This window comes from Klebsiella sp. 141161 (assembly GCF_050600815.1).
Lineage (GTDB): Bacteria > Pseudomonadota > Gammaproteobacteria > Enterobacterales > Enterobacteriaceae > Klebsiella > Klebsiella aerogenes.
Genome location: NZ_JAQIRN010000007.1, coordinates 226948 through 253316 on the forward strand (window position 1 = coordinate 226948; position 26369 = coordinate 253316).

The 26369-nt window shown below is 54.2% G+C and carries 25 protein-coding genes and 1 pseudogene; 11 read left to right on the forward strand and 15 right to left on the reverse strand.

Annotation, left to right across the window (positions count from 1 at the left end; genetic code table 11):
• Positions 1–62 precede the first annotated feature (62 nt).
• The 6 genes from potA to PGR79_RS18845 all read left to right on the forward strand — a co-directional run bounded on the left by potA (position 63) and on the right by PGR79_RS18845 (position 5988).
• The gene (gene potA, locus PGR79_RS18820; protein WP_087857978.1) at positions 63–1199 is read left to right on the forward strand and encodes a spermidine/putrescine ABC transporter ATP-binding protein PotA; all 1137 of its coding nucleotides are present in this window, start codon (positions 63–65) and stop codon (positions 1197–1199) included.
• Positions 1183–2040, forward strand: a complete 858-nt coding sequence (gene potB, locus PGR79_RS18825; RefSeq protein ID WP_113374186.1) for a spermidine/putrescine ABC transporter permease PotB — start codon at positions 1183–1185, stop codon at positions 2038–2040. Before potA ends, potB begins: the two co-directional genes overlap by 17 nt.
• Positions 2037–2822, forward strand: a complete 786-nt coding sequence (gene potC / locus PGR79_RS18830) for a spermidine/putrescine ABC transporter permease PotC (RefSeq protein WP_012968557.1) — start codon at positions 2037–2039, stop codon at positions 2820–2822. Before potB ends, potC begins: the two co-directional genes overlap by 4 nt.
• A complete protein-coding gene (gene potD, locus PGR79_RS18835) occupies positions 2819–3865 on the forward strand; it encodes a spermidine/putrescine ABC transporter substrate-binding protein PotD (RefSeq protein WP_020079135.1) in 1047 nt (348 codons plus the stop codon). Before potC ends, potD begins: the two co-directional genes overlap by 4 nt.
• A gap of 315 nt (positions 3866–4180) precedes the next feature.
• A complete protein-coding gene (locus tag PGR79_RS18840) occupies positions 4181–5044 on the forward strand; it encodes a DUF6708 domain-containing protein (protein ID WP_430922266.1) in 864 nt (287 codons plus the stop codon).
• 56 nt (positions 5045–5100) lie between these two features.
• Positions 5101–5988, forward strand: coding sequence for a DUF6708 domain-containing protein (locus tag PGR79_RS18845; RefSeq protein WP_430922268.1), 888 nt, complete (start codon positions 5101–5103; stop codon positions 5986–5988).
• A 142-nt stretch (positions 5989–6130) separates the two neighbouring features.
• Here the strand turns inward: PGR79_RS18845 and PGR79_RS18850 are convergent.
• The 6 genes and pseudogenes from PGR79_RS18850 to lolC form a co-directional block, all read right to left on the reverse strand.
• A pseudogene (locus PGR79_RS18850) lies at positions 6131–6217 on the reverse strand (hypothetical protein); the annotation flags it as partial.
• A gap of 91 nt (positions 6218–6308) precedes the next feature.
• On the reverse strand, positions 6309–7139 hold the full coding sequence (gene cobB, locus PGR79_RS18855; protein WP_087857981.1) for a Sir2 family NAD+-dependent deacetylase: 831 nt from the start codon (positions 7137–7139) through the stop codon (positions 6309–6311).
• A gap of 14 nt (positions 7140–7153) precedes the next feature.
• Positions 7154–8065 carry an N-acetylglucosamine kinase gene (nagK, locus tag PGR79_RS18860; RefSeq protein ID WP_087857982.1) on the reverse strand — a complete coding sequence of 304 codons (912 nt, stop codon included), beginning with the start codon at positions 8063–8065 and terminating at the stop codon, positions 7154–7156.
• Between the two features lie 103 nt (positions 8066–8168).
• Positions 8169–9413 carry a lipoprotein-releasing ABC transporter permease subunit LolE gene (gene lolE, locus PGR79_RS18865; protein ID WP_113374189.1) on the reverse strand — a complete coding sequence of 415 codons (1245 nt, stop codon included), beginning with the start codon at positions 9411–9413 and terminating at the stop codon, positions 8169–8171.
• Complete coding sequence (gene lolD / locus PGR79_RS18870; RefSeq protein ID WP_015367168.1) at positions 9413–10114, reverse strand: lipoprotein-releasing ABC transporter ATP-binding protein LolD; 702 nt, start codon at positions 10112–10114, stop codon at positions 9413–9415. Before lolD ends, lolE begins: the two co-directional genes overlap by 1 nt.
• Positions 10107–11306 carry a lipoprotein-releasing ABC transporter permease subunit LolC gene (lolC, locus tag PGR79_RS18875; protein ID WP_087857985.1) on the reverse strand — a complete coding sequence of 400 codons (1200 nt, stop codon included), beginning with the start codon at positions 11304–11306 and terminating at the stop codon, positions 10107–10109. The genes lolD and lolC overlap by 8 nt, the downstream gene beginning before the upstream one ends.
• A gap of 338 nt (positions 11307–11644) precedes the next feature.
• On the opposite strand from lolC, the gene mfd reads away from it, so the two are divergent.
• Both mfd and ldtC read left to right on the forward strand, forming a co-directional pair.
• The gene (gene mfd / locus PGR79_RS18880; protein ID WP_430922270.1) at positions 11645–15091 is read left to right on the forward strand and encodes a transcription-repair coupling factor; all 3447 of its coding nucleotides are present in this window, start codon (positions 11645–11647) and stop codon (positions 15089–15091) included.
• Positions 15092–15256: 165 nt separating this feature from the next.
• Positions 15257–16216: a L,D-transpeptidase LdtC gene (gene ldtC, locus PGR79_RS18885; protein WP_087857987.1), complete on the forward strand. Its 960-nt coding sequence runs from the start codon at positions 15257–15259 to the stop codon at positions 16214–16216.
• Between the two features lie 230 nt (positions 16217–16446).
• Here ldtC and bhsA read toward each other — a convergent pair whose 3' ends face one another.
• Complete coding sequence (gene bhsA, locus PGR79_RS18890; RefSeq protein ID WP_045375056.1) at positions 16447–16704, reverse strand: multiple stress resistance protein BhsA; 258 nt, start codon at positions 16702–16704, stop codon at positions 16447–16449.
• A 133-nt stretch (positions 16705–16837) separates the two neighbouring features.
• Here bhsA and PGR79_RS18895 point away from each other — a divergent pair, with 133 nt between their 5' ends.
• From PGR79_RS18895 to PGR79_RS18905, 3 genes are all read left to right on the forward strand, one after another.
• The gene (locus PGR79_RS18895; RefSeq protein WP_430922272.1) at positions 16838–16957 is read left to right on the forward strand and encodes a hypothetical protein; all 120 of its coding nucleotides are present in this window, start codon (positions 16838–16840) and stop codon (positions 16955–16957) included.
• Positions 16954–17589 carry a TetR/AcrR family transcriptional regulator gene (locus PGR79_RS18900; protein WP_213793799.1) on the forward strand — a complete coding sequence of 212 codons (636 nt, stop codon included), beginning with the start codon at positions 16954–16956 and terminating at the stop codon, positions 17587–17589. The genes PGR79_RS18895 and PGR79_RS18900 overlap by 4 nt, the downstream gene beginning before the upstream one ends.
• A gap of 225 nt (positions 17590–17814) precedes the next feature.
• The gene (locus PGR79_RS18905; RefSeq protein ID WP_113374193.1) at positions 17815–20004 is read left to right on the forward strand and encodes a TonB-dependent siderophore receptor; all 2190 of its coding nucleotides are present in this window, start codon (positions 17815–17817) and stop codon (positions 20002–20004) included.
• 56 nt (positions 20005–20060) lie between these two features.
• Here PGR79_RS18905 and PGR79_RS18910 read toward each other — a convergent pair whose 3' ends face one another.
• The 8 genes from PGR79_RS18910 to hinT form a co-directional block, all read right to left on the reverse strand.
• Complete coding sequence (locus PGR79_RS18910) at positions 20061–20600, reverse strand: glycine zipper 2TM domain-containing protein (protein WP_020079139.1); 540 nt, start codon at positions 20598–20600, stop codon at positions 20061–20063.
• A 205-nt stretch (positions 20601–20805) separates the two neighbouring features.
• The gene (locus PGR79_RS18915) at positions 20806–22110 is read right to left on the reverse strand and encodes an NAD(P)/FAD-dependent oxidoreductase (protein ID WP_430922274.1); all 1305 of its coding nucleotides are present in this window, start codon (positions 22108–22110) and stop codon (positions 20806–20808) included.
• Positions 22111–22354: 244 nt separating this feature from the next.
• Entirely contained in the window at positions 22355–22897 is a 543-nt protein-coding gene (ycfP, locus tag PGR79_RS18920) for an alpha/beta hydrolase YcfP (RefSeq protein WP_087857991.1), read from the reverse strand.
• Positions 22898–22933: 36 nt separating this feature from the next.
• Positions 22934–23944: a beta-N-acetylhexosaminidase gene (gene nagZ, locus PGR79_RS18925; protein ID WP_183269023.1), complete on the reverse strand. Its 1011-nt coding sequence runs from the start codon at positions 23942–23944 to the stop codon at positions 22934–22936.
• Between the two features lie 23 nt (positions 23945–23967).
• A complete protein-coding gene (gene thiK, locus PGR79_RS18930; RefSeq protein ID WP_113374194.1) occupies positions 23968–24795 on the reverse strand; it encodes a thiamine kinase in 828 nt (275 codons plus the stop codon).
• The gene (gene lpoB, locus PGR79_RS18935) at positions 24776–25414 is read right to left on the reverse strand and encodes a penicillin-binding protein activator LpoB (protein ID WP_213316802.1); all 639 of its coding nucleotides are present in this window, start codon (positions 25412–25414) and stop codon (positions 24776–24778) included. The genes thiK and lpoB overlap by 20 nt, the downstream gene beginning before the upstream one ends.
• A gap of 21 nt (positions 25415–25435) precedes the next feature.
• A complete protein-coding gene (locus tag PGR79_RS18940; protein WP_087857995.1) occupies positions 25436–25810 on the reverse strand; it encodes a YcfL family protein in 375 nt (124 codons plus the stop codon).
• A 4-nt stretch (positions 25811–25814) separates the two neighbouring features.
• The gene (gene hinT, locus PGR79_RS18945) at positions 25815–26171 is read right to left on the reverse strand and encodes a purine nucleoside phosphoramidase (RefSeq protein ID WP_087857996.1); all 357 of its coding nucleotides are present in this window, start codon (positions 26169–26171) and stop codon (positions 25815–25817) included.
• Between the last annotated feature and the right edge of the window lie 198 nt (positions 26172–26369).

The following is a 26369-nucleotide window of genomic DNA, read 5'->3' on the forward strand; positions in this document are numbered from 1 at the left end:
TGTGCAACCCCAAAGGTGGTTAATCACAAACCCCGCAGCGATCCCTTTTCCGTTGCGTCTACATGGGACAGAGTCAAAAATTGAATATACAACCGCGTTCGCTTTCTCCGCTGGTACAACTGGCGGGAATTCGCAAAAGCTTTGATGGTAAGACCGTTATCTCCGATCTCAACTTAACCATCAATAATGGTGAATTTCTCACCCTGCTTGGCCCCTCTGGCTGCGGTAAAACAACCGTTCTTCGTCTAATCGCTGGTCTGGAAAGCGTCGATATCGGACGTATCCACCTGGAAGACCAGGATATTACCCATGTCCCGGCGGAAAACCGCCACGTCAATACCGTATTCCAAAGCTATGCGCTTTTCCCGCACATGACCGTGTTCGAAAACGTCGCCTTCGGCCTGCGGATGCAGAAAACCCCGGCGGCAGAAATCACCCCGCGGGTGGTGGACGCATTGAAAATGGTACAGCTCGAAGAGTTTGCCCAGCGTAAGCCTCACCAGCTCTCCGGCGGCCAGCAGCAGCGCGTCGCCATCGCCCGGGCGGTGGTCAACAAACCGCGTCTGCTGCTGCTTGATGAATCCCTCTCGGCGCTCGACTACAAGCTGCGTAAGCAGATGCAGAACGAACTCAAAGCGCTACAGCGCAAGCTCGGCATCACTTTTGTTTTCGTCACCCATGACCAGGAAGAAGCCCTGACCATGTCCGACCGCATTGTGGTGATGCGCGATGGCAAAATCGAGCAGGACGGTACCCCGCGTGAAATCTACGAAGAGCCGAAGAATCTGTTCGTCGCCAGTTTTATCGGCGAAATCAACATCTTCAACGCGACCGTTATTGAACGCCTGGATGAACAGCGCGTACGCGCCTGCGTCGAAGGCCGCGAGTGCAATATCTATGTCAACTTCGCCGTTGAAAAAGGGCAACAGTTGAACGTTCTACTGCGCCCGGAAGATCTCCGCGTTGATGAAATTCATCACGGCAGCGAAGCGGATGGCCTTATCGGTTACGTGCGCGAACGCAACTACAAGGGGATGACCCTTGAGTCAGTTGTTGAGCTGGAAAACGGCAAGATGGTTATGGTCAGCGAATTCTTCAATGAAGACGATCCGGACTTTGACCACTCACTCGACCAGAAAATGGCGATTAACTGGGTAGAAAGCTGGGAGGTTGTGCTGGCCGATGAAGAACACCAGTAAATTCCAAAATGTGGTGATCGCCACCATCGTGGGTTGGCTTGTGCTGTTCGTCTTTCTGCCCAACCTGATGATCATCGCCACCAGCTTCCTGACCCGCGACGATGCGAACTTCGTCAAAATGGTCTTCACGCTGGATAACTACTCGCGGCTGCTGGATCCGCTCTATTACGATGTGCTGCTGCACTCGTTGAATATGGCGCTGCTGGCGACCCTCGCCTGCCTGGCGTTGGGCTACCCGTTCGCGTGGTTCCTGGCGCGCTTGCCGCAAAAGGTACGCCCGCTGCTGCTGTTCCTGCTGATCGTCCCGTTCTGGACGAATTCGCTGATCCGCATCTATGGGCTGAAAATTTTCCTCAGTACCAAAGGCTATCTGAACGAGTTCCTGCTGTGGTTAGGGATTATCGATACGCCGGTACGCATTATGTACACGCCGTCAGCGGTAATCATCGGCCTGGTCTATATTTTGCTGCCGTTTATGGTGATGCCGCTCTACTCCAGTATTGAGAAACTGGATCGCCCGCTGCTGGAGGCGGCAAAAGATCTCGGTGCCAGCAAGCTGCAGACTTTTATCCGCATCATTATTCCACTGACCATGCCGGGAATTATCGCCGGCTGTCTGCTGGTGATGCTGCCGGCAATGGGGCTCTTTTACGTCTCAGACCTGATGGGCGGCGCCAAAAATCTGCTGATCGGCAACGTTATCAAGAGTCAGTTCCTTAATATCCGCGACTGGCCATTCGGCGCGGCAACCAGTATTACCTTAACGCTGGTGATGGGGCTGATGTTGTTGATTTACTGGCGCGCGGCGCGCCTGCTGAATAAAAAGGTGGAGCTGGAATGATCGGTCGACTGCTGCGCGGCGGCTTTATGACCGCCATTTACGCGTATCTCTACATCCCTATTATTATTCTGATCGTTAACTCGTTTAACCGTTCACGCTTTGGTATCAACTGGCAAGGCTTCACCACCGACTGGTATAGCCTGTTGATGAATAACGATAGCCTACTGCAGGCCGCCCAGCACTCGCTGACCATGGCGGTGCTGTCGGCAACCTTCGCCACGCTTATCGGCTCACTCACCGCCGTGGCGCTGTATCGCTACCGTTTTCGCGGTAAACCGTTCGTCAGCGGAATGCTTTTCGTCGTGATGATGTCGCCGGATATCGTGATGGCTATCTCCCTGCTGGTGCTGTTTATGCTGATCGGTATTCAGCTGGGCTTCTGGTCGCTGCTGTTTTCGCATATCACCTTCTGTCTGCCATTCGTGGTGGTGACCGTGTTCTCTCGCCTGAAAGGCTTTGATGTGCGCATGCTGGAAGCGGCGAAAGATCTCGGCGCCAGCGAGATGACCATCCTGCGCAAAATCATCCTGCCGCTGGCGCTGCCGGCGGTAGCGGCCGGGTGGCTATTGAGCTTTACCCTGTCGATGGATGACGTGGTGGTCTCATCGTTCGTTACTGGTCCGGGTTATGAAATCCTGCCGCTGAAGATCTACTCCATGGTGAAGGTCGGCGTTTCACCAGAAGTGAACGCGCTGGCGACGATTCTGTTGGTTCTTTCGCTGGTGATGGTTATCGCCAGTCAGTTAATTGCACGTGATAAAACTCAGGGGACGTTAAAATGAAAAAATGGTCACGCCACCTGCTCGCTGCGGGCGCTCTGGCTTTGGGCATGGGCGCCGCGCAGGCGGACGATAGCAAAACGCTCTACTTCTATAACTGGACCGAATACGTGCCGCCAGGCCTGCTGGAACAGTTCACCAAAGAGACCGGTATCAAGGTGATCTATTCGACCTACGAGTCGAATGAAACCATGTACGCCAAGCTCAAAACCTATAAAGACGGCGCTTACGATCTGGTGGTACCATCGACCTATTTCGTCGACAAAATGCGTAAAGAAGGCATGCTGCAAAAGATTGACAAGAGCAAGCTGAGTAACTTCAGCAACCTCGATCCGCAGATGCTGAACAAACCTTTCGACCCGAATAACGACTACTCGATTCCCTACATCTGGGGCGCGACGGCAATCGGCGTCAATAGCGATGCTATCGACCCGAAAACCGTAACCAGTTGGGCCGACCTGTGGAAACCGGAATATAAAAGCAGCCTGCTGCTGACCGACGACGCGCGCGAGGTGTTCCAGATGGCGCTGCGCAAACTGGGCTATTCCGGCAACACCACCGATCCAAAAGAGATTGAAGCGGCTTATAACGAGCTGAAAAAGCTGATGCCAAACGTCGCGGCGTTCAACTCCGATAACCCGGCAAACCCGTATATGGAAGGTGAAGTGAACCTTGGCATGGTCTGGAACGGTTCCGCTTATGTCGCGCGTCAGGCTGGCACCCCGCTGGAAGTGATTTGGCCAAAAGAAGGCGGCATTTTCTGGATGGATAGCCTGTCGATTCCGGCGAATGCCAAAAACGTTGACGGCGCGCTGAAGTTGATTAACTTCCTGCTGCGCCCTGATGTCGCGAAACAGGTAGCCGAAACTATCGGTTATCCGACGCCAAACCTGGCCGCGCGCAAAATGCTCAGCCCGGAAGTCGCCAACGATAAATCGCTGTATCCGGATGCCGCCACTATCGAAAAAGGCGAATGGCAAAATGACGTCGGCAGCGCCAGCGCCATTTATGAAGAGTATTACCAGAAGTTGAAAGCCGGTCGCTAATTGTCATACTATGCTGGATAGCGCGATGTTATCCAGCATATAAAAAATTAATATATTCACTGTCAATCACCCGCGAAAACACAGGCTTATAAAGTACTGCGGGTTATTCATTTCATCCGAATTTATTCAATAATTATATGTATTGCATCTCACCCGTCGCCGTCGATACTTTACATCGATGTTGCCGCTTTGCGGGTAGCCCTAACCGGGATAAATAAGAGAAGGCAACTCTACCGCCATTATTTAGCGATAAAAACATAACCAGCAGAAATACCTAAAGGATTAACCGCCGCTCTTACATAAGGAAATGGAATAATGAATGATATAAAAATTAACCCCCCTCCACTCTTCGGTATTACAGAAGTTAATGATATTCACTGCGATATAAAAAGAAACATCCTCCGAGGAAATGGAACTGGCGTAACTATATGGTTACTTTTAATAATTGGAACTATTTACTCTCTTTTTCTGGTGGGGCCTCTACTAACCCATTCCGATGAAATCTTTTACGCCATATTATTCGTTATTTTTATATTATACTACAGTATATATGTGCTACGCGTGGCCATAACACAGCCTAAAAGCTTAATCATCAGACTGAATCGCAAGCGACAGCGGGTGTATATTCAACATCATATTACTTCCTATAACATCTTTGCCAGATGGCCTATCGAAACGCTGACTTATGACTGGAAAGAGATAGTCGCTAACTTTAAGACCGGATCCGGGAAAAGCTGCGGTTGTACGTGGTATGAGTGGCGTGTTACTGAACCCAGCGGTTACCAAAGAAAATTTGTTATTAGCGCCGATCATAGTGCTTCGCTATTTTCACGTTTTACCATTGAAAACGAAGATTTTCTCTTTAGCTATGCGAAATCATGGGCATGGTGTGAAAACTACATGCGCGGCATGATGACGCCTGTCCATATTTTACCGCCAGAGCCTCAACACTCATTTAAATATTGCATGTTATTAGTTAGTCGGGGTTTCCTGCGTGCTGATATAAATGATAAATGGTCAACTATTATTCCTTTCCGGAACCCTTTCTTCTGGATTCTGGCTCTTTTCATGCTGCCAATGATGATACCTGATGCATTAATAACGTATGTGGTGTTACGAATAAAACCCGACACCCCGTGGTCTGATTCAGCACGGGCGGAATCAACGTCGAACAATTAAAAATAGTCATTTCCGTATATCGGCGACATTTGATAACATTACAAGGAGTGGCCACATTGGAAATTAACAGAGCAATGCCACCGTTGTTCGGCGTTACTACGGCGAATGATATTTATTGTGATATAATAACCAACATGAATATCGGTATGAACATGAATAGCATGACGCGAAATGTAACAATACCGACACTACTGATAATTATCACTTCACCTTTCCTATACCTTTGCTTTAGTCTACTGGAGGAAAATGACATTTTACTCTTCCTTGGTCTGGCAGGTTGTGCATTAATTTATTTTTGTATCTACGCATTACGATGCGCTTTAGAACACCCTAAAACGCTCACCATCAGGTTAAATCGCCAACAGCAGAAAGTTTATATTCAAAAACATCAGCGTACATTTAATATTTTTGCTAAATGGCCCATTGAAACAATCATTTATGACTGGAATCTTATAGAGGCCCATTTTGGTCAGCATGTCAGTCGCTATTATGGTCCCCAGTCGTGGTACCGCTGGCATGCTGTTTCATCTAATGGTACCAAAACCAGTTTTACCATTAGCGAAGATATTTTACCGATGTGGTCTCCCTACTCTCGCCTTAAAGCCGATATGACTACGATTATCTCTGGCTATGAAGCATCATGGGAATGGTGTAACCACTATATGAGTGGCGCGATGCCCAACTTGCGTTTAGTCTCACCTGAAAACGAATACAGCTATAAATACTGCATCACGGCAATCAGCAGTCGAATAGTGCTACGTGCCAATCAGAATGACAAATGGACCACAATCTTTCCTCTCAGGGACCCATTTTTCTTAACATTTTCTATAGTTATTGTTCCCTTCATTTTACTAGACGCATTAGCAATGCGCTGGATTATGCGAAGACTTCCCGACACCCCGTGGTCTGACTCCGCGCAGACGGAATCTACGTTGGATAGTTAAAAGTTAGAAGTAGCCAGAGTGGCTTACAGACCTGTTCTTGCGAGCATTAAAATTTGTCCATATTATTCAGGCAGACAGGTATTCAATTTTTTTAAGCAATAACTCATCGCGGTCGGAAACTTCCGACCGTTAAGATGTTTCTATATATAGGTAAAGCTCTCTGGCTCCATACGCCGACGACAATGGCCGCGATCAACATGATCGCTTCGATAACCAGCGGATTATGCATAGTCTGACTCCTGTCATGACGTTTCATCCTTGTCAACAGCGCTGCCGGAAGCAATGGGCTGTGCCCATGCTACCTGGCAGGCTGCTTCAGTTTATAGCGAGTTTTCCTGCAGCAGCTTATCAATGAACTCGGGCACTACTTCGCTTGCCAGCCCGTAATGTTTCTCAGCGAATTCGCTGCCGACCTGGCTGGGTTCAAGGTTTAGCTCGACGGTATGCGCGCCGTGCAGACGGGCTTCATGGACGAAACCCGCCGCCGGATAAACGTGACCGGAGGTTCCGATAGCGATAAAGATATCGGCCTCGGCCAGCCCGCTGTAGATCTCATCCATTCCCAGCGGCATCTCGCCAAACCATACCACGTGCGGGCGCAGCGCCGCCGGGAACTGGCAGCAGTGGCATTTGTCATCCGCCGTCACGTCGCCGGTCCATTCCAGCACCTGCCCGCTCCACGAACAGCGTACTTTCAGCAGCTCGCCGTGCATATGGATAACCCGGCGGTTACCCGCGCGCTCGTGCAGATTATCAATATTCTGCGTCACCAGCAGAAAACGATCGCCAAGCGCCTCTTCCAGCTTCGCCAGCGCCAGATGCGCGGCATTGGGCGCGATTTCCGCACTCTGCAACTGGCGGCGGCGGGCGTTATAAAACGCCTGCACCAGCGCCGGGTCGCGGGCAAAACCTTCCGGTGTCGCCACGTCCTCCACCCGGTGTTCTTCCCACAGGCCGTCGGCGGCGCGGAAGGTTTTAATCCCCGACTCTGCCGAAATACCGGCGCCGGTTAACACCACCACCCGCGGTTTATCTATTGCCTGCGGCGGCGTTTTGTCTTCGCCGAAGAAGACACGTTGCCGTAAGCGATCGCGCAACTGGCGTTTTTTACGGCGGAAACGGCTTAAGCGATGTAAGCGGCGCGACAGCATAGCTACCCCTGTAATTAATGAGTCAAATGAAGGAAGGCCGCACCGCGCATACCTCCGGCGTCGCCATGACGCGCGCGCTCAATGCGCGGCACCCGGGCGACCGGAAGCAAATGACGCGGCAGGCGCTGCGCCAGCCCTTCGGTTATAGCAGTAAAATTAGATAATCCGCCACCCAACACCAGCAGATCCGGATCGACAATGGTGAGGATATTGCCCAGACAAACGGCCAGTAGATCGAGATAACGCTCGACGTGCTCCCGCGCCTGCGCATCACCCTGCAGCCACAGATCGACGATCTGCGGCGAAGTTAAGGATTGGTGATAAAAATGCTGATACAGCCAGGCGAATCCGCGGCCGGAAAGATAGTTCTCAATGCAGCCGAGCTGGCCGCAGCCGCAGCGGGTCAGCGGAAAATCGCGCCCCACCACTTCCAGGGCATCCACCGGTAGACGAATATGGCCGAACTCGCCGGTGATGTAGCTGTGACCGGTAATCGATTTGCCGTTAAGCACGATCCCGCCGCCGACGCCGGTGCCGAGGATTAATCCCATCACCAGCGGATATTGGGTAAATTCATCATCCCACGCTTCAGATAACGCAAAGCAGTTAGCGTCATTATCAAGACGTACTTCGCGCCCCAGGCGCGCGCTGAGATCAACGCGCAGCGGGTGGCCGCTGGCGGCGGGTACGTTGGCGGCATACAGCTTGCCGTCCGCGGTTTCCGGCATGCCGGGGATACCGATACCGACCGCGCCCTCCACGCCAAAGCGCCGATCGGCTTCGCGAACCAGCGCTTCAATCGCCTGCAGGAAAGCCTCATAGCTTTCCGTTGGAGTGGCAACGCGTTTTTCCCACTGAAGTTGCCGGGCGTTATCAAACACCCCCAACGCTATCTTGCTGCCGCCAATGTCAAATCCGTAATACATTTAGCCATTCCTCTTATTAGCCCCAACCCCACATCCTTTGGGCGGCCTCTGCTGTCACAGAATTGGCTTAATAGATGCAGCGTTGAAGGGCCACGACGATAAATTACTGGCCACTCAGCACCCTCGCCGGGTCAATACGACTGGCGCGGCGGGCGGGATACCAACTGGCCAGCAAACTCAGCAACAGTGCTGTCACCAGCACATAAACGACATCCAGCCAGTGCAATTCAGACGGCAGGAAGTCAATAAAATAGATGTCGCCGGAAAGGAATTTATGCCCGATCAACGCTTCGATACCGTTGATAATCGATGTCAGCTTCAGCGCGGCTAACACGCCGATAACCACCCCGATCAGGCTCCCGACCGAACCGGCCAATAAACCATACCATACGAAAATCGCGCGGATTAAGCCGTCTTTCGCGCCAAGCGTGCGCAGCACCGCAATATCGCCGCTTTTATCTTTCACCGCCATCACCAACGTCGAGACAATGTTAAAACAGGCGACGCCAATCACCAGTACCATGGCGAGATACATAATGGCGCGGATCATTTGAATATCACGATACATATAGCCGTAGGTGCCGATCCAGCTCTTTATATAGACGTAGCTGTTGGTTACCTCGCCGGCGTCGCGTACCAGCGTATTGGCGTGGAAGACGTCGGTGACTTTAATGGCGATGCCGGTCACGCTGCTGCCCATATCCAGATACTGCTGGGCGTCCGCCATCGGGATCATCGCGAAGCTATGGTCCAGTTGGCCGCTCAGTTGCAGAATGCCGCTCACGTGTAGCCTGACGCGTTTCGGCTGCAACAGCTGGTGCTCGGAATCTGAATTGGGGATCATGATAGACACCCAATCGCCCTGCTTCACGTGCAGCGCATCGGCGACACCTTTACCCAGAATCACCTGCTGCTCGCCGGCTTTAAAACTAGCCCAGGCATTGTTCTGCACAAAGTTTGGTAATGAACTCAGGCGGCTCTCCTGCTGCGGATCGACGCCCTTGACCTGAATGGCGCGCATATTGCTGCCGCTCTCCACCAACCCGGTAAAGTTGATATAAGGCGCAGCGGCGACGATGCCTTTCACTTTTTCAACTTTCGTCAGCGCTTCGTTCCAGTTATTCCACGGCTGGTTAACCGGCTCGATTTCGCCGTGCGGCACCACCGCCAGAATGCGGTTGTTGAGCTCGCGCTCGAAACCATTCATCGCGCTCAGGCCGACGATCAGTACCGCCACCCCTAATGCGATGCCGATAGTAGAGATGACGGAAATCAGCGAGACCATACCGCCGCGGCGTCTGCCGCGGCTAAAACGCAGCGCAATCAGTAACGATAACGGTGAAGCCATTACTGGGCCCCCATCAGGGTCAGGTCAGCCGTCAGGCGGCCATCGCGCATCTCCAGTTGGCGGTTCATTCGTTTCGCCAGCTGCAAGTCATGGGTCACTACCAGGAAAGCGGTACGCTGCGCCACGTTAAGCTCGCCCAGCAGCTCAAAAATGCTGTCGGCATTGCGGGCGTCGAGGTTGCCGGTCGGTTCATCCGCCAGTACCAGCCGCGGTTTGTTCACCAGCGCGCGAGCAATCGCCACGCGCTGGCGCTCACCGCCGGAAAGCTCCGACGGACGATGGTGGCTACGGTGCTCCAGACCGACCGCCTGCAACATCGCTTTCGCCTGGCGTTCGATATCCGCCGCTTTTTTCTTACCAATCAGCAGCGGCATCGCCACGTTTTCCAGCGCGGTAAAATCCGGCAGCAGATGGTGGAACTGATAGATAAACCCGAGCTCGCGGTTACGCAGATCGGCGCGAGCCGCGGCGGAGAGCGAGCTCATCGGCTGACCGGAGAAAATAACATCGCCGGAGGTCGGCGTATCCAGCCCGCCAAGCAGGTGCAGTAGCGTACTTTTGCCGGAGCCTGAAGAGCCGACAATCGCCATCATTTCACCCTCTTGAATGCTGAAGCTGACATCGTGCAGCACATCGGTTTGCACGTTGCCTTCCTGATAGCGTTTGCACAGGTTGTCGCATTGCAGCAGGATCTTATTCATAACGTAAAGCCTCAGCGGGTTGGGTGGCGGCAGCGCGCCAGGAAGGATACAACGTAGACAGCAGGGCCAGTGCCATCGCCACCAGAGCGATAATAATCACCTGCAGCGGCTCAATCGCCACCGGCAGGGCCGCGCCGTCCAAAAACGCGCCGATAATCGGCATTAAATTATTAAGCTGGCTGGCCAGCAGCACGCCGAGCAGCGCGCCAAGCAGGGCGCCCACGATCCCGGCGCTGGCACCCTGTACCATAAAGACGGCCATGATCTGCCGCGGCGTCAGCCCCTGGGTCTGCAGAATAGCCACCTCGCCCTGCTTCTCCATCACCATCATGCCAAGCGAGGTAATAATGTTAAAAGCGGCGACGGCGACGATCAGGCTCAGCAGCAGCCCCATCATATTTTTTTCCATCCGCACGGCCTGGAACAGCTCGCCTTTACGCTCGCGCCAGTCCTGCCATTTGGTACCTTCCGGCAGCGTCTGCTGGCTGAGGGTGTCAACCTGCAGCGGCTGGCTAAGCCACAATCGCCAGCCGGTAATATTGCCCAGCGGATAGCGCATCAGTCGAGAGGCATCATCGATATTGGTCAGCATTTGATAGCCGTCAACTTCGCTGTTGGCGGCGAAGGTGCCGATGACGTTAAACAGACGCTGGCTCGGCACGCGTCCCATCGGCGTAAACTGGCTGGCGGAAGGCACCATGACGCGAATTTGATCGCCGCGGTTAACCCCCAACTGACCCGCCAGCTGTTCGCCGAGAATGACGTTATATTTACCTGCCTGCAGATCGCTCTGTTTGACGTTGACGAGGTAAGGCGTCAGCGGATCTTTTTGCGCCGGGTCGATGCCCAGCATTACGCCGACGGCGACGCTGCGGGCGCTTTGCAGCACCACATCACCGGTGGTGAGCGGCGCGACGCGCGTCACGCCCTGCAGCTTAACGGCGCTTTCCGGCATTTTTTGCGGGTTGATAGAGCCCTGTTGGGCGCTAATGATAGCCTGCGGCATCAGCCCCAGGATGTTGTTTTGCAGCTCGCGCTCAAAACCGTTCATCACCGACAGGACGGTCACCAGCGCCATCACGCCAAGCGTAATGCCGATGGTCGAAAGCCAGGAGACGAAACGGCCGAAGCGGTCGGCTGCGCGCCCGCGCATGTAGCGAAGGCCGATAAATAGTGCGGCAGGTTGGTACATGTAATCCATCTGGTTGCTGATAGCCGATGTTCGAGTATATATGGCATAACCCAACGCGTAAATCGCTGATACGGTAGATTTTTTCGCCAAAACAACAAAATAATAGTTTTAAATCAGGAAGTTAATTTAGAGTGTATATATTTATCAATCGCCACGCGCTGTAGAAAACCTGGCGCAGAAGGCCATTCGGGTTGGCGAAATCAGACCAATTGCGGATAATCAGAGACATTGAATATCAGCAATTTGCCCCTACATCGTAGAGCGAGTTGGCCGACTGCGGCCAAACAGTACAAACAATCGCCTGATGGGATAGGCGCTAAGGGATCCTGACAACCGTTATGCCTGAACAATATCGCTATACTCTGCCGGTCAAAGCCGGCGATCAGCGCCAGCTTGGCGAACTCACCGGCGCCGCCTGCGCCACGCTGGTAGCCGAAATGGCCGAACGCCATCACGGCCCGGTGGTGCTGGTTGCGCCCGACATGCAAAACGCCCTGCGTCTGAATGATGAAATCAGGCAATTTACCGATAGCATGGTGATAGGCCTCGCTGACTGGGAAACCCTGCCTTACGATAGCTTTTCGCCCCATCAGGATATTATCTCTTCGCGCCTTGCCACTTTATACCAGTTGCCGACCATGCAGCGCGGCGTGCTTATCGTTCCGGTCAGCACTCTGATGCAGAAGGTCTGCCCGCATAATTATCTGCACGGTCACGCGCTGGTAATGAAAAAAGGGCAGCGTCTGTCGCGCGATGCGCTACGCACGCAGTTAGATAGCGCCGGTTACCGCCATGTCGATCAGGTGATGGAACACGGCGAATACGCGACCCGCGGCGCGCTGCTCGACCTTTTCCCGATGGGTAGCGAGCAGCCCTATCGCCTCGATTTCTTTGATGACGAAATAGACAGCCTGCGGTTATTCGATGTTGATAGCCAGCGTACCCTGGAAGAAGTCGAGGCCATCAATCTGCTGCCGGCGCATGAGTTCCCGACCGACCAGGCGGCGATCGAGCTGTTCCGCAGCCAGTGGCGCGATCGTTTTGACGTGAAGCGCGATCCGGAACATATCTACCAGCAGGTGAGCAAAGGTACCCTACCCGCCGGGATCGAATACTGGCAACCGCTGTTCTTCAACGAACCGCTGCCGCCGCTGTTTAGCTATTTCCCGCCCAGTACGCTGATTGTGAATACCGGCGATTTGGAGCACAGCGCCGAGCGTTTCCAGAATGAAACCCGCGCCCGCTTTGAAAACCGCGGCGTCGATCCGATGCGCCCGCTGTTACCGCCGGAACAACTGTGGCTTCGTAGCGACGAACTTTTTAGCGAGCTGAAAAAATGGCCGCGGATCCAGTTAAAAACCGAGCGTCTGGCGGAGAAAGCCGCTAATACTAACCTCGGCTATCAACCCCTGCCCGAGCTGGCGATCCAGGCGCAGAATAAAGCGCCGCTGGACAATCTGCGTCGCTTCCTTGAATCCTTCAGCGGCCCGGTGATTTTCTCAGTTGAAAGCGAAGGCCGCCGCGAGGCGCTGGGCGAAATGCTGGCGCGCATCAAAATTGCGCCAAAACATATATTGCGCCTGCAGGAAGCCACCGGAAATGGCCACTTCCTGATGATCGGCGCCGCCGAGCACGGATTTATCGACAGTCAGGCCAATCTGGCGCTGATTTGCGAAAGCGATCTGCTGGGCGAACGCGTCGCCCGCCGCCGTCAGGATTCCCGCCGTACCATCAACCCCGATACGCTCATTCGCAACCTGGCGGAACTGCATATCGGCCAGCCGGTGGTGCACCTTGAACACGGCGTGGGTCGTTATGCCGGGATGACCACCCTCGAAGCGGGCGGCATCAAAGGCGAATACCTGATGCTGACCTACGCCAACGACGCCAAACTGTATGTGCCGGTATCATCGCTACATCTGATCAGCCGCTACGCCGGTGGCGCGGAAGAAAATGCGCCGCTGCATAAACTCGGCGGCGACGCCTGGGCGCGGGCAAGGCAAAAAGCGGCGGAGAAAGTGCGCGACGTGGCCGCCGAACTGCTGGATATTTACGCCCAGCGCGCGGCCAAAGAAGGCTTCGCCTTTAAGCATGACCGCGAGCAGTATCAATTATTCTGCGACGGTTTCCCGTTCGAAACCACGCCGGATCAGGCACAGGCGATTAACGCCGTCCTCAGCGACATGTGCCAGCCGCTGGCGATGGACCGTCTGGTCTGCGGCGACGTTGGCTTTGGGAAAACCGAAGTGGCGATGCGCGCCGCTTTCCTCGCCGTCGAAAACCACAAACAGGTGGCCGTGCTGGTGCCGACCACCCTGCTCGCCCAGCAGCACTACGATAACTTCCGCGACCGCTTCGCCAACTGGCCGGTACGCATTGAGATGCTATCGCGTTTCCGCAGCGCTAAAGAGCAGGCGCAGATCCTCGAACAGGCGGCTGAGGGTAAAATCGATATTTTGATCGGTACCCATAAGCTGCTGCAAAATGAAGTCAAGCTGCGCGACCTGGGTCTACTTATCGTCGATGAAGAACACCGCTTCGGGGTGCGTCATAAAGAACGTATCAAGGCGATGCGCGCGGACGTCGATATCCTGACGCTGACCGCCACGCCGATCCCGCGTACGCTGAATATGGCGATGAGCGGAATGCGCGATCTGTCCATTATCGCCACCCCGCCAGCTCGCCGTCTGGCGGTAAAAACCTTTGTCCGCGAATACGACGCGCTGGTGGTTCGCGAGGCGATTCTGCGTGAAGTCCTGCGCGGCGGCCAGGTCTACTATCTGTATAACGATGTTGAAAATATTCAGAAAGCGGCGGATCGTCTGGCTGAACTGGTACCGGAGGCGCGAATTGCCATCGGTCACGGCCAGATGCGCGAACGTGAACTGGAACGGGTGATGAACGATTTCCATCACCAGCGTTTTAATGTGCTGGTTTGCACGACAATCATTGAAACCGGCATCGATATCCCGACCGCCAATACCATCATCATTGAGCGCGCCGATCACTTCGGCCTTGCCCAGCTGCACCAGCTGCGCGGCCGCGTGGGTCGTTCGCACCATCAGGCCTACGCCTGGCTGCTCACCCCGCATCCGAAAGCCATGACCACCGACGCGCAGAAACGCCTGGAAGCTATCGCGTCGTTAGAAGACCTTGGCGCCGGCTTTGCCCTCGCGACCCACGATCTTGAAATCCGCGGCGCTGGCGAACTGCTGGGAGAAGGTCAGAGCGGGCAGATGGAAACTATCGGCTTTTCACTGTATATGGAATTGCTGGAGAACGCTGTCGATGCACTGAAAGAGGGTCGCGAGCCGTCGCTGGAAGATCTCACCAGCCAGCAGACGGAAGTGGAGCTGCGCATGCCGGCGCTGCTGCCGGATGACTTTATTCCCGACGTTAACACCCGCCTGTCGTTCTATAAGCGTATCGCCAGCGCCAAAAATGAACACGATCTCGATGAAATCAAAGTCGAGCTGATCGATCGCTTTGGCACATTGCCGGATGCGGCGCGTAATTTGCTGGATATCGCGCGCCTACGCCAGCAGGCGCAAAAGCTGGGGATCCGCAAGCTGGAGTGCAATGAAAAAGGCGGCGTGATCGAGTTTAATGAGAAAAATAACGTTAACCCGGTCTGGCTTATCGGTCTACTGCAGAAACAGCCGCAGCATTACCGGCTGGATGGGCCGACAAGGCTCAAATTCTTCCAGGAGCTTGATGAGCGTAAAACGCGCATGGACTGGGTAAACCAGTTTATGCGTCAGCTAGAAGAGAACGCCAGCGCATGATAAAAAAGAGATGCGGTTGTCAGAACCGCATCTCTTTACCTGTCACAGTTAGCAAACTTTACAAACATTTTGCAATCCACCTGGATTTCCCAACACTCTCCCGCGCCATAATTGACATTGATTATCTTATAAAAATAACCGTTTGTTTATTGTGGAATTATGGTAATGATAAATATCTCGCGTGTTTCAACCTGGCTTACGGCATTCGCTCTCGCGGCGACGCTGGCCCTTCCCGCCCGCGCCAATACCTGGCCGCTACCGCCGAGCGGTAGCCGGCTGGTCGGGCAGAATCAGTTTCATGTGGTGCAGGATAACGGCGGATCGCTGGAAGCGATTGCTAAAAAATACAACGTCGGTTTTCTCGCGCTGCTGCAGGCTAATCCTGGCGTCGATCCTTATGTGCCGCGCGCCGGGAGCGTGCTGACTATCCCGCTACAGACGCTGCTGCCTGACGCCCCCCGTGAAGGTCTGGTGCTCAATATCGCCGAGCTGCGCCTGTACTACTATCCGCCGGGACAGAATAGCGTGACCGTTTACCCGATCGGTATCGGCCAGCTTGGCGGCGATACTCTGACCCCGACGATGGTCACTACCGTTTCCGATAAGCGCGCCAACCCCACCTGGACACCAACCGCCAACATCCGCGCACGATATAAAGCGATGGGGATCGATTTACCTGCGGTCGTTCCAGCCGGGCCGAATAACCCGATGGGGCATCACGCGATTCGTCTCGCGGCCTACGGCGGCGTCTATCTGCTGCACGGCACCAACGCCGATTTCGGTATCGGGATGCGCGTCAGTTCAGGCTGTATCCGCCTGCGCGATGCCGATATCAAGTCGCTGTATAACAAAATCACGCCGGGCACCAGGGTGAATATCATCAACGAACCAATCAAAGTTTCGGTAGAACCAAACGGTACCCGTCTGGTGGAAGTCCACCAGCCACTGTCCGAACATATCAATGACGATCCGCAGACGCTGCCAATCGTCCTGAACGCCAGCATGAAGAACTTTAAACAGGCGCCGCAGACCAATCAGCAGGTGATGGAAAGCGCGATGGAGCTGCGTTCAGGAATGCCGATCGATGTGACCCGCCATCAGGTTTCCGCCGAGCAAGCCTTGTAATGCATTTCCGAATTGCAGAAAGTAAAAAACCCGCCAGGCACGGCGGGTTTTTTTGTGGCAATCGTCAGCGTCGCTGACGAGGTTTCGCGGGGCGCGGTCCCATGAAGGGGTGTGGACCGCGTCGCGAGAGTGGCATAACAAAGGGAACGACTTTTACTGCTTACTACACGCGTTCTGCTGAAGGGGGTCAGGAACGCGTTTTGTCAGTGGCATGACAGGGGTTACAACATTTATTTATAGATAACCGCGGTACCGTGCAGGGTGTTAGGACCGGTTACCGAAGTAATACGGTAAGAGGTCGCCCCCATCTCGTCGGCTTTCTGCGCCAGCTGATCTTCAAGCGAACCCAGATTGGTGCCGGCGGATGCGGAAACGGTACCGATTTTATGTTGACCTGCTGGGGTGGATTGCACCTCAACAGCGGCGAAACTTGCGAATGAGAGTGAGCTCAGTACGGCGGCAAGCGCCAGTTTTTGGACGTTTTTCATGATTATTATACCTATGCAGATGATTTTTATAGTAGGGTCGTAAGAATTAACTTAACGATCGATAGGTAAATGATAATGTGATCCACGTCACAGGTCAACTCATTTTTATAACGATCATTTAACTATTTATAAAATGCTTAATTTTCATACATATATGAATTATTTATTTTTGGACTTCTGCCGCTGGCAGCGTGACGCGTTTATTTTTATAATGGCCGTTCAACAACCCAACATAGGTACAACGGCATCATGACAACTGACGTTCAAAGTTGCGCAAAAAAAAGCCGTGGCCGACCTAAAGTGTTCGACAGGGACGCGGCGCTGGACAAGGCCATGACACTTTTCTGGCAGCACGGCTATGAAGCAACTTCGCTGGCCGATCTCGTCGAAGCGACCGGTGCGAAAGCCCCGACGCTGTACGCCGAGTTCGTGAACAAAGAAGGCTTATTCCGCGCGGTGCTGGATCGCTACATTTCCCGCTTCGCCGCCAAACACGAAGCCCTGCTATTCGATGACGCTAAAACCGTCGATCAGGCGCTGCGCGACTATTTCACCGCCGTCGCCACCTGCTTTACCAGCAAAGATACCCCGGCAGGCTGTTTTATGATTAACACCTCCGCGGCGCTGGCCGCCTCGTCAACCGATATCGCCAACACCATTAAGTCGCGCCACGCGGTGCAGGAACAAACGCTGACGCAATTTTTACAGCAACGCCAGCAGCGCGGCGAGCTCCCTGCGCAGGGCAATGTCTTGCAGCTGGCGCAGTTTTTAAACTGCGTGCTGCAAGGAATGTCAATCAGCGCGCGCGAAGGCGCTGATTTCGCTACCCTGAAACAAATAAGCGACACTACGCTGCGCCTGTGGCCGCAAATCCTGCAACCTTAATCCCCTACCGGCGACCGTCGCTCGCCGGTTTTTTCCCCTTCTGCTGAATACCCTTACTTTTCTCAATATTTTCATTATGTTGATTTGTTGTAAATGATATTGATAACGATAATCAATATGTGCAAAATTCGCATTTGTCTTTCTATATGTTTCACGCTGTAACAGCCGCGCCTGTGGCTGAAAAAAATAACAACAGTACTGACTAACTCATATCAAGGAATGCGAATGAACAAGCGCCTCTGGCTGCTCAATCCTCTGCTGCTGGCCACCGCTCTGCCAGCGTTTACTGCGCAGGCTGCCGATGAAGACGATATTATCGTCAGCGCCAACCGTAACCACCGTACCGTCGCTGAGATGGCGCAAACCACCTGGGTGATTGAAGGCCAGGAAATCGAGCAACAGGTTCAGGGTGGTAAAGAGTTTAAAGATGTCCTCGCGCAGCTGATCCCCGGGATAGATGTCAGCAGCCAGGGGCGTACCAACTACGGCATGAACATGCGCGGACGCGCCATCGTCGTGCTGATCGACGGCGTGCGCCTCAATTCATCGCGCACCGATAGCCGCCAGCTTGATGCCATCGATCCGTTTAACATCGAGCATATTGAAGTTATTTCCGGCGCGACGTCGTTATACGGCGGCGGTAGTACCGGCGGTCTGATTAATATCGTTACGAAAAAAGGCCAGCAGGAACGCCAGGTGGATCTGGAGCTGGGTGGTAAAACCGGCTTTGCCAATAGCAACGACCATGATGAACGGGTGGCGGCGGCCGTCAGCGGCGGTACCGATCATGCTTCCGGCCGTCTATCGGTGGCCTATCAGCGCTTCGGCGGCTGGTATGACGGCAACAATGACGCGCTGATCCTCGATAATACGCAAACCGGCTTACAGCATTCAGACCGACTCGACGTGATGGGCAGCGGTACCATAGAAATCGATGACCAGCGTCAGCTCCAGCTAGTCACGCAGTACTATAAAAGCCAGGGCGATGATTATGGCCTGAATCTGGGCAAAGATATGTCGGCGGTACTTGGCGAAAGTAAAGCCTGGACCTCTAACGGGCTTAACTCTGACCGCGTACCCGGCACCGAACGTCATTTGATCAGCCTGCAATATTCCGACGCCGACTTCTTCGGTCAGAACCTGGTCAGCCAGATTTACTATCGCGACGAATCGCTGACCTTCTACCCCTTCCCGGCCTTGAGCAAAGGTAAAATCAGCAGTTTTTCCGCCTCACAGCAGGATACCGACCAGTACGGCGCTAAAATTACCTTCAACAGCCAGCCGCTAACGGGATGGGATCTAACCTGGGGCGTTGATGCCGACCATGAAACCTTTAATTCCAACCAGGTGTTTTTCGATCTGGATAAAGCGATGGCTTCCGGCGGCCTGAATAACCAGTCAGCCTATACCACGGGCCGTTACCCTGGCTACAGCATCACCAATCTCGCGCCGTTCCTGCAAAGCAGTTATGACCTGAACGACATCTTCACCCTTAGCGGCGGCGTCCGTTATCAGTGGACGGAAAATCGGGTTGATGATTTTGTCGGCTATGCGCAACAGCAGGATGTCGCCAAAGGTAAATACCGGTCGGCTGATGCCATTCCTGGCGGCAAGACCGATTATGATAACTTCCTCTTTAACGCCGGGATCGTCGCCCACATTACCGAACGCCAGCAGACCTGGTTTAACTTCTCTCAGGGCGTCGAACTCCCGGATCCGGGTAAATATTACGGTATCGGCAGCTACGGCGCCGCGGTCAACGGCCATCTGCCGCTGGTCTCCAGTGTTAACGTCGGCGACTCGCCGCTGCAGGGGATCAAAGTTAACTCCTGGGAGCTGGGTTGGCGCTACACCGGCGACAACCTGCGCACCCAGCTTGCCGCTTATTACTCGACATCAGACAAAACCATCGTGGTTAACCGCAGCGATATGACCATTGATGTGCAATCGGATAAACGACGCATTTACGGCGTGGAAGGCGCGGTGGACTACTTCGTGCCTGATAGCGACTGGAGTCTGGGCGCTAACTTCAACGTGCTGAAATCGCAAGTAAAAACTGATGGCAGTTGGCAGAAGTGGGACGTCACCCTGGCCTCGCCGTCGAAAGCTACTGCCTGGGTCGGCTGGGCGCCGGACCCGTGGTCGCTGCGTGTGCAAAGCCAGCAGGTATTTGATTTAAGCGATGCCAGCGGGAATAAACTTGATGGGTACAACACCGTCGATTTTATCGGTAGCTATCTGCTCCCGGTGGGTAAACTGACCTTTAGCATCGAGAACTTGCTGAATGAGGATTACGTCACCATCTGGGGACAGCGTGCGCCGCTGTTGTATAGTCCAACCTATGGCAGCGCCGGGCTGTACGAATATAAAGGCCGCGGCCGGACCTTCGGCCTGAACTACGCGTTAACGTTCTGATAAAAAAAGCCCCTCAGCCTGAGTGATTGAGGGGCTAATAGCTTAAAACTGCTGTTTTACGCTTTGTTATTCAGAATCAGCTGACCGTTGCTGTCCAGCGGGATTTGCGCCCCAGGCTGGTGGTCCATGCGGATTTTGCCCTGCTGGTCGCCGATTTTATAGGTGACGTCATAACCGAGCATTTTTTCCGACTTATCGTAGACCGTCTTACAGCGCTGCTGGGTAGTGGTATAGGTGTCGTTATCCTGCATTGAGCCCTGAATTTGGTTGCCGGCATAGCCGCCGCCCAACGCGCCGACAACGGTCGCTACGCTTCGACCACGACCGCCGCCAAACTGATGGCCAATCACGCCGCCGGCGACCGCGCCGAGAACGGAACCGGCAATACGGTTTTCATCCTGAACCGGGCGACGATGGGTAACGGTCACGTTACGGCATTCCTGACGCGGCGTTTTTATGCTTTCTTTTATTGGCGTACTGGACACCACTTGCGCATATTGCGGGCCACGATCTAATACATTGAGACCGGCAACGGCGGCGACGCCCAACGCGGCGGCAACGCCAATCCCAATACCCGCCAACATTGATTTATTCACGGGAGTTCCTCCTTCATTGCTGTTACTAGCAATTCTGCGTTCTGCTCAGGGGGTATGCAAATCAGAAAGCGGATGAAAAATGCGGGAACCTACGGCAAATCAAGGGGATTCAGAGGATTCCTAACAGGAATTAGCGATTCTGGCAGAAGGATATGCTGTGTTTTCAGGATAGCGCCGCGATGGCGCTATCCTGATTGCCTGCCGCTTAGTGCAGCTTGAGACGCGGACGAATGATGCGGTTAATGCGTCCTACCAACATCATCAGGCCGGTTTTGAAATAGCCGTGTAACGCAATCTGATGCATGCGATACAGCGAGATATACACGAAGCGCGCAATTCGCCCTTCAATCATCATCGACCCGCGCATCAGGTTGCCCATCAGGCTGCCAACGGTGGAGTAGTTCGACAGCGAGACCAGTGAACCGTGATCTTTATAGACATACGGTTTCAGCGCTTTGCCTTTCATCTGCGCCAGAATGTTATTCAGCGCGCAGGTTGCCATCTGGTGCGCCGCCTGGGCGCGCGGTGGGACAAACCCACCTTCCGGGCGAGCGCAGGAGGCGCAGTCGCCGATGGCGTAAATATCCGGGTCACGGGTGGTCTGCAGCGTCGGCTCCACCACCAGCTGATTAATACGGTTGGTCTCCAGGCCGCCAATCTCTTTCATAAAATCAGGCGCTTTGATACCCGCCGCCCATACCATCAGATCGGCATCAATAAACTGCCCATCTTTAGTGTGCAGGCCGTTAACGTCTGCGCTGGTCACCATGGTCTGCGTCAGGACACGAACGCCGAGTTTGGTCAGTTCATTGTGCGCAGCGCCGGAAATACGCGGCGGCAGTGCCGGAAGAATACGTTCGCCGGCTTCGACCAGCGTCACGTTCAGCGCTTCGTTGGTCAACCCTTTATAGCCGTAACTATGCAGCTGTTTCACCGCATTATGTAGCTCAGCCGACAGCTCAACGCCGGTGGCCCCGCCGCCGACGATAGCGATATTGACCTTACCGTTCGCACCGAGATTTGCAGAATACTTGAGGAACAGGTTGAGCATTTCCTGATGGAAACGGCGCGCCTGGTGCGGGTTATCCAGGAAAATACAGTTTTCCTTAACCCCTGGCGTGTTAAAGTCATTGGAGGTACTGCCCAGCGCCATTACCAGCGTGTCGTACGGCAGCTTACGCTCCGCAACCAACAGCTCGCCTTTCTCGTTACGCAGTTCCGCAAGGGTAATGGTTTTCCCTTCGCGATTGATATCCACCACCGAGCCTAACTGGAACTGAAAACCATGGTTGCGCGCATGCGCCAGGTAGCTCAGCGCGTCAACGCCTTCATCCAGAGAACCGGTCGCCACTTCGTGCAGCAACGGCTTCCACAGGTGGCTATGGTTGCGGTCCACCAGCGTAATTTTCGCTTTTTTGCTGCGGCCCAGCTTTCTACCCAACTGAGTAGCCAGTTCCAGTCCGCCGGCACCACCACCTACAATAACGATTCTTTTCAATGGCGTAGTCACAAGACCCCCTAAAATTATTAACCAATTGTTAATTAAAAGTTATTCAAATAGCTCTTAGTTAACAATAGGTTGCAGCGATGAAACCATTCAGCAGCACCGAGAATAGCATGAACGGAACATTGGTCATACCAAAATTGATGTGCATCAAGTTTTACCGCATATTTTTTAAACGAACAACGTCAATTATGGACAAGAAAAAGCCCGCGGCGTTTGCACGCTGCGGGCTGATTATGACAAAACAGGATTAGCCGAGGGTCTTAAAAGCCTTTATTCGCTGCAGGTGCGGTGAAAGACTTTTAAATTTGTGAGTCTGTTCTTCATCCCAGATGATTTCGTAATAATGATGCAACAAGTCAGCCGAACGTTGGCTATCCAGCGCCTCATCATGGCGTGATAGCACTACCAGGCAACGGTCGCGATTTTTTTCACGGAAGTTGTTCACGCACTTGGTGGCGATATCCTGATACTCCTCCGGCCTGTCGATTTTCCCTTCCATGTTCTCGTGAGGGAACAGATTCGGGTTGAACACGGCCTGGCGAATATCGCACAGGAAACCAATCCTTTCCGCCCAGTAGCCACCTAACCCGACACCGCATATCAGCGGCCGATCGTCGGCATTGAGCTGCAGCATTTTGTCGACTTCCTTCAACAAATGCTGCATATCATGTTTTGGATGGAGCGTACTGTAGCTAATCAACCGCACGTCCGGGTCGATAAACTGCAGCTGCAGCACCTTTTCATGGTTACCGGGGCTGTTAGAGTCAAAACCGTGTAAATAGATAATCATCGTATCCTCACCAGACAACAACGCCCTTCAGGTTAATTACGCAGACTTCGCTTCTTGCCAGCGCGCATGGAGCGCCTCCAGCTGTGCGCTGACCGTCTGCCAACGCGCGGAATCTCGCAGTTCCTGACGGGTAAATGAACCTTTATGATACAATTTTGTAACACGCTCTGCTTTGATCGGGGACAGGTTATCCAATACGCTCACCGCGCCTTTACGATTATTGCAGACCAGGATCATATCGCAACCGGCATCGAGCGATGCCTGTCCACGTTCAGCATAGCTGCCCATGATCGCCGCCCCTTCCATCGACAGGTCGTCAGAGAAGATGACGCCGTCAAAGCCCAGCTCGCCGCGCAGCACCGTTTTCAGCCAGTATTCTGAACCACTAGCCGGCCGCGGATCGATGTCAGAGTAAATCACGTGCGCCGGCATAATCGCATCCAGGCGTTGCTCATCGATCAGACTTTTGAACACCGCCATATCTTTGGCGCGAATTTCCGCTGCCGGACGCGGGTCAAACGGCGTCTCTTTGTGTGAATCCGCCGTCACCGCGCCGTGGCCCGGGAAGTGTTTACCGGTGGATTTCATGCCGGCAGCATGCATACCGTCGATGAAATGACGCGCCATCGCCAACGCTTTTTGCGGGTCTTCATGCCAGGAGCGTTCACCGATCGCGGCGCTGATATGGCCGACATCCAGCACCGGCGCAAAGCTGATATCAATATCCATGGCGATCATTTCGCTGGCCATCAGCCAACCGGCCTCAGCGGCGAGTTTACCGCCCTCTTCCACCCCCAGCAGCGCGGCAAAAGACTGCGCAGCCGGCAGGCGAGTAAAACCTTCGCGAAAACGCTGCACGCGTCCGCCTTCCTGATCTACCGCCACCACGAGATGATTACGCGAGGCCTCGCGGATTTGACGTACCAGTTCACGCAATTGCGCCGGATCGTGGTAGTTGCGGGTAAACAAAATTAAACCGCCGACCAAAGGATGAGCCAGAATCTCACGCTCTTCCGCATCCAGTTCAAAACCTTCGACATCCAACATTACCGGACCCACACAGACCTCTCTTATCCTTTATTTTCTATTTTTAGCTGACGCCATGTCGCATCCGCCAGCGTAATAAATTGCCGGTCGCCGCTCTGCTGCCAGCGCCGTTCATACCATCCCGCCATCAGCATGAGCACCCACGGTCGCCAGCGTTGTATTTGCCGCCGCAGCTGACGCTCATCAAGATGCGCGAGCCGTGAATAGGCTTTAAGCAGCTGACGACGCGTAGGGGCATCGCACCATACCGCCGCCAGTTCCAGTGCGATATCGCCGTCTCCGGCATACTCCCAATCAATCAAGCGCAGCCCGTCGTCGCGGTGAATTATATTGCCGGCGTGGACGTCCATATGTAGAGGCGCCAAACGCAACGGCTGTGGTTCTCGCCGGCGTAATAACCGTTTCTGCCAGCGTAACCAGAAAACCGTACGCCTCGCCGGATCGCACTGCTGCCAGTACAATTCAAGCAACGGCGCCAGCTCGATACGCCAGCCAAAACGCGGCTGTTGATGCAGATGATACAATAACCCGGCAAGCGAGGGGCATTCCGGCAGCCCGCTTTTCACTTCCCCTGTGCAATACTCCACCACCATCCAGCACGGCGAAAAGAACACCGGCGCCGGGGAAAGGGTCGCGGGAAGGCGCTGAAGCACGCGGTACTGGCGTAGAAAATGGCTGAGCGGCGCCAGCGGATCGTGTGGCTGGCGCAACACCAGCCGACGAACGCCATCGCTGATAATGCAGCTGCCGCCGCTAAGACCGTTTTCAGTCAGCGCGGCGACAGGCGAATAGCGGGGAAAAAAGCGCGACAAGAGCTCGTCGCGCGTTAGCTTATTGTTGCTGAACCGCACCTTTGCCTGACCAGATAATCTCGCCGGACTGCACCAGCATCAGTTGCATTTTCAGCTCCGGCGCGTTGACGTTGCCGGTAGCATTCGAATACAGCACATACTGAGCGCCAACGGTGCGCGCAATTCCCATCGCTTTGCTGCGGCTGCCGAGACTATCCTGCGGCGAAAGACCTAATTGTTGTTTCGCTACGGAGAGCTGCTGCGAGGAGACCAGCGTAAACTTGCCGTTGCCCGCCAACGCATTGCGCAGCGCGGAGGTCGCTTCGGATGCGTTCAGCGATCCGTTGGTACGGTTGTTGACGCTATCCACCAGCAGAATACTACCTGCGTTCACGCCGCCCGCCTGCAGCATCTGACCGACCATCGGTTGCACAGCGGCGTCCCAGTTATAGTGGCGAACGCGCGGCGCGGGCTGGGACGGCTGCGAAGGCTGTTCACCGCCGTGTTCGATTGGACCCGGCTGCGTTGGCACCGTCGGCACGGCAGGTACCGTCGGTTGCGGCTGCGCAGGTTGTTCCGGCTTCGGCTTGGCCTCCTCGACTGGCGCAGGTTCATTTCGTTGCCCCACACAGCCTGCCAGGAATATCGCCAGTGCAGTGATTAACGCATAGCGACACATTTTAATCATTATGATGACCTCTTAGAGATAAAGATAAAGACGGGCTTTGTGCGCCCCGAGAATATTGGCACTGCCGTAGAGCACCACGGACGAGTGGGCTGGAACCGTCACGCTTCGCGCAGGTTCCAGCGGATGCATCTCCAGCCCATGGGCGTCATACCAGAAGAAACGGTAGTGCACGGTTATGGGCTGTTGCCGTTCATTAAATAATCTTGAGGTAGCGGTGGCCTGGATTTCCGAGGCGGTGACCGACGGCGGATCGGCGCTGATACCCGCCGCCAGAACGCTGGATTCCATCACCAAAGTCTGCTGTTCGCCAACCGGAATTTCCGGGCGCGAGCTACATCCGGCCAGTAGCGCCGTCAGAATCAAAACGCCTGAATAAGCAGCGCGCATCGGTTTAGCCTTTATGCGCCAGCATCGGGCCTAACGGACGACCGCCCAGCAGGTGCATATGAATATGGTAGACTTCCTGGCCGCCATGGCGGTTGCAGTTAACGATAAGGCGGTAGCCGTCATCAGCAAGGCCTTCATCACGGGCAATCCTGGCCGCGACGGTCATCATACGGCCCAAAGTCAATTCGTGCTCGGTAGTGACGTCGTTTACGGTCGGAATCAGGATATTCGGGATAATCAGAATATGGGTCGGCGCCTGCGGAGAGATATCGCGAAAAGCGGTGACCAGCTCATCCTGATAAACAATATCCGACGGGATTTCCCGGCGAATGATTTTGCTGAAAATCGTTTCTTCTGCCATGACTGATTCCTTATTAGTTTTATACCGTGCTCCGGCCTGCCTCTGCAGATAAACACGAATGCACAGGATCAGCTAAGAGTATGAGCGACTTCCTCCCTCTCTTTCAACCTGAATGCAGTTTTTCTTATTCAACTATAGACTTAGCTGCTGAGGGAATAAGCATTTCTCCCCATTTTCCGGATATTGCCAAACAATGAC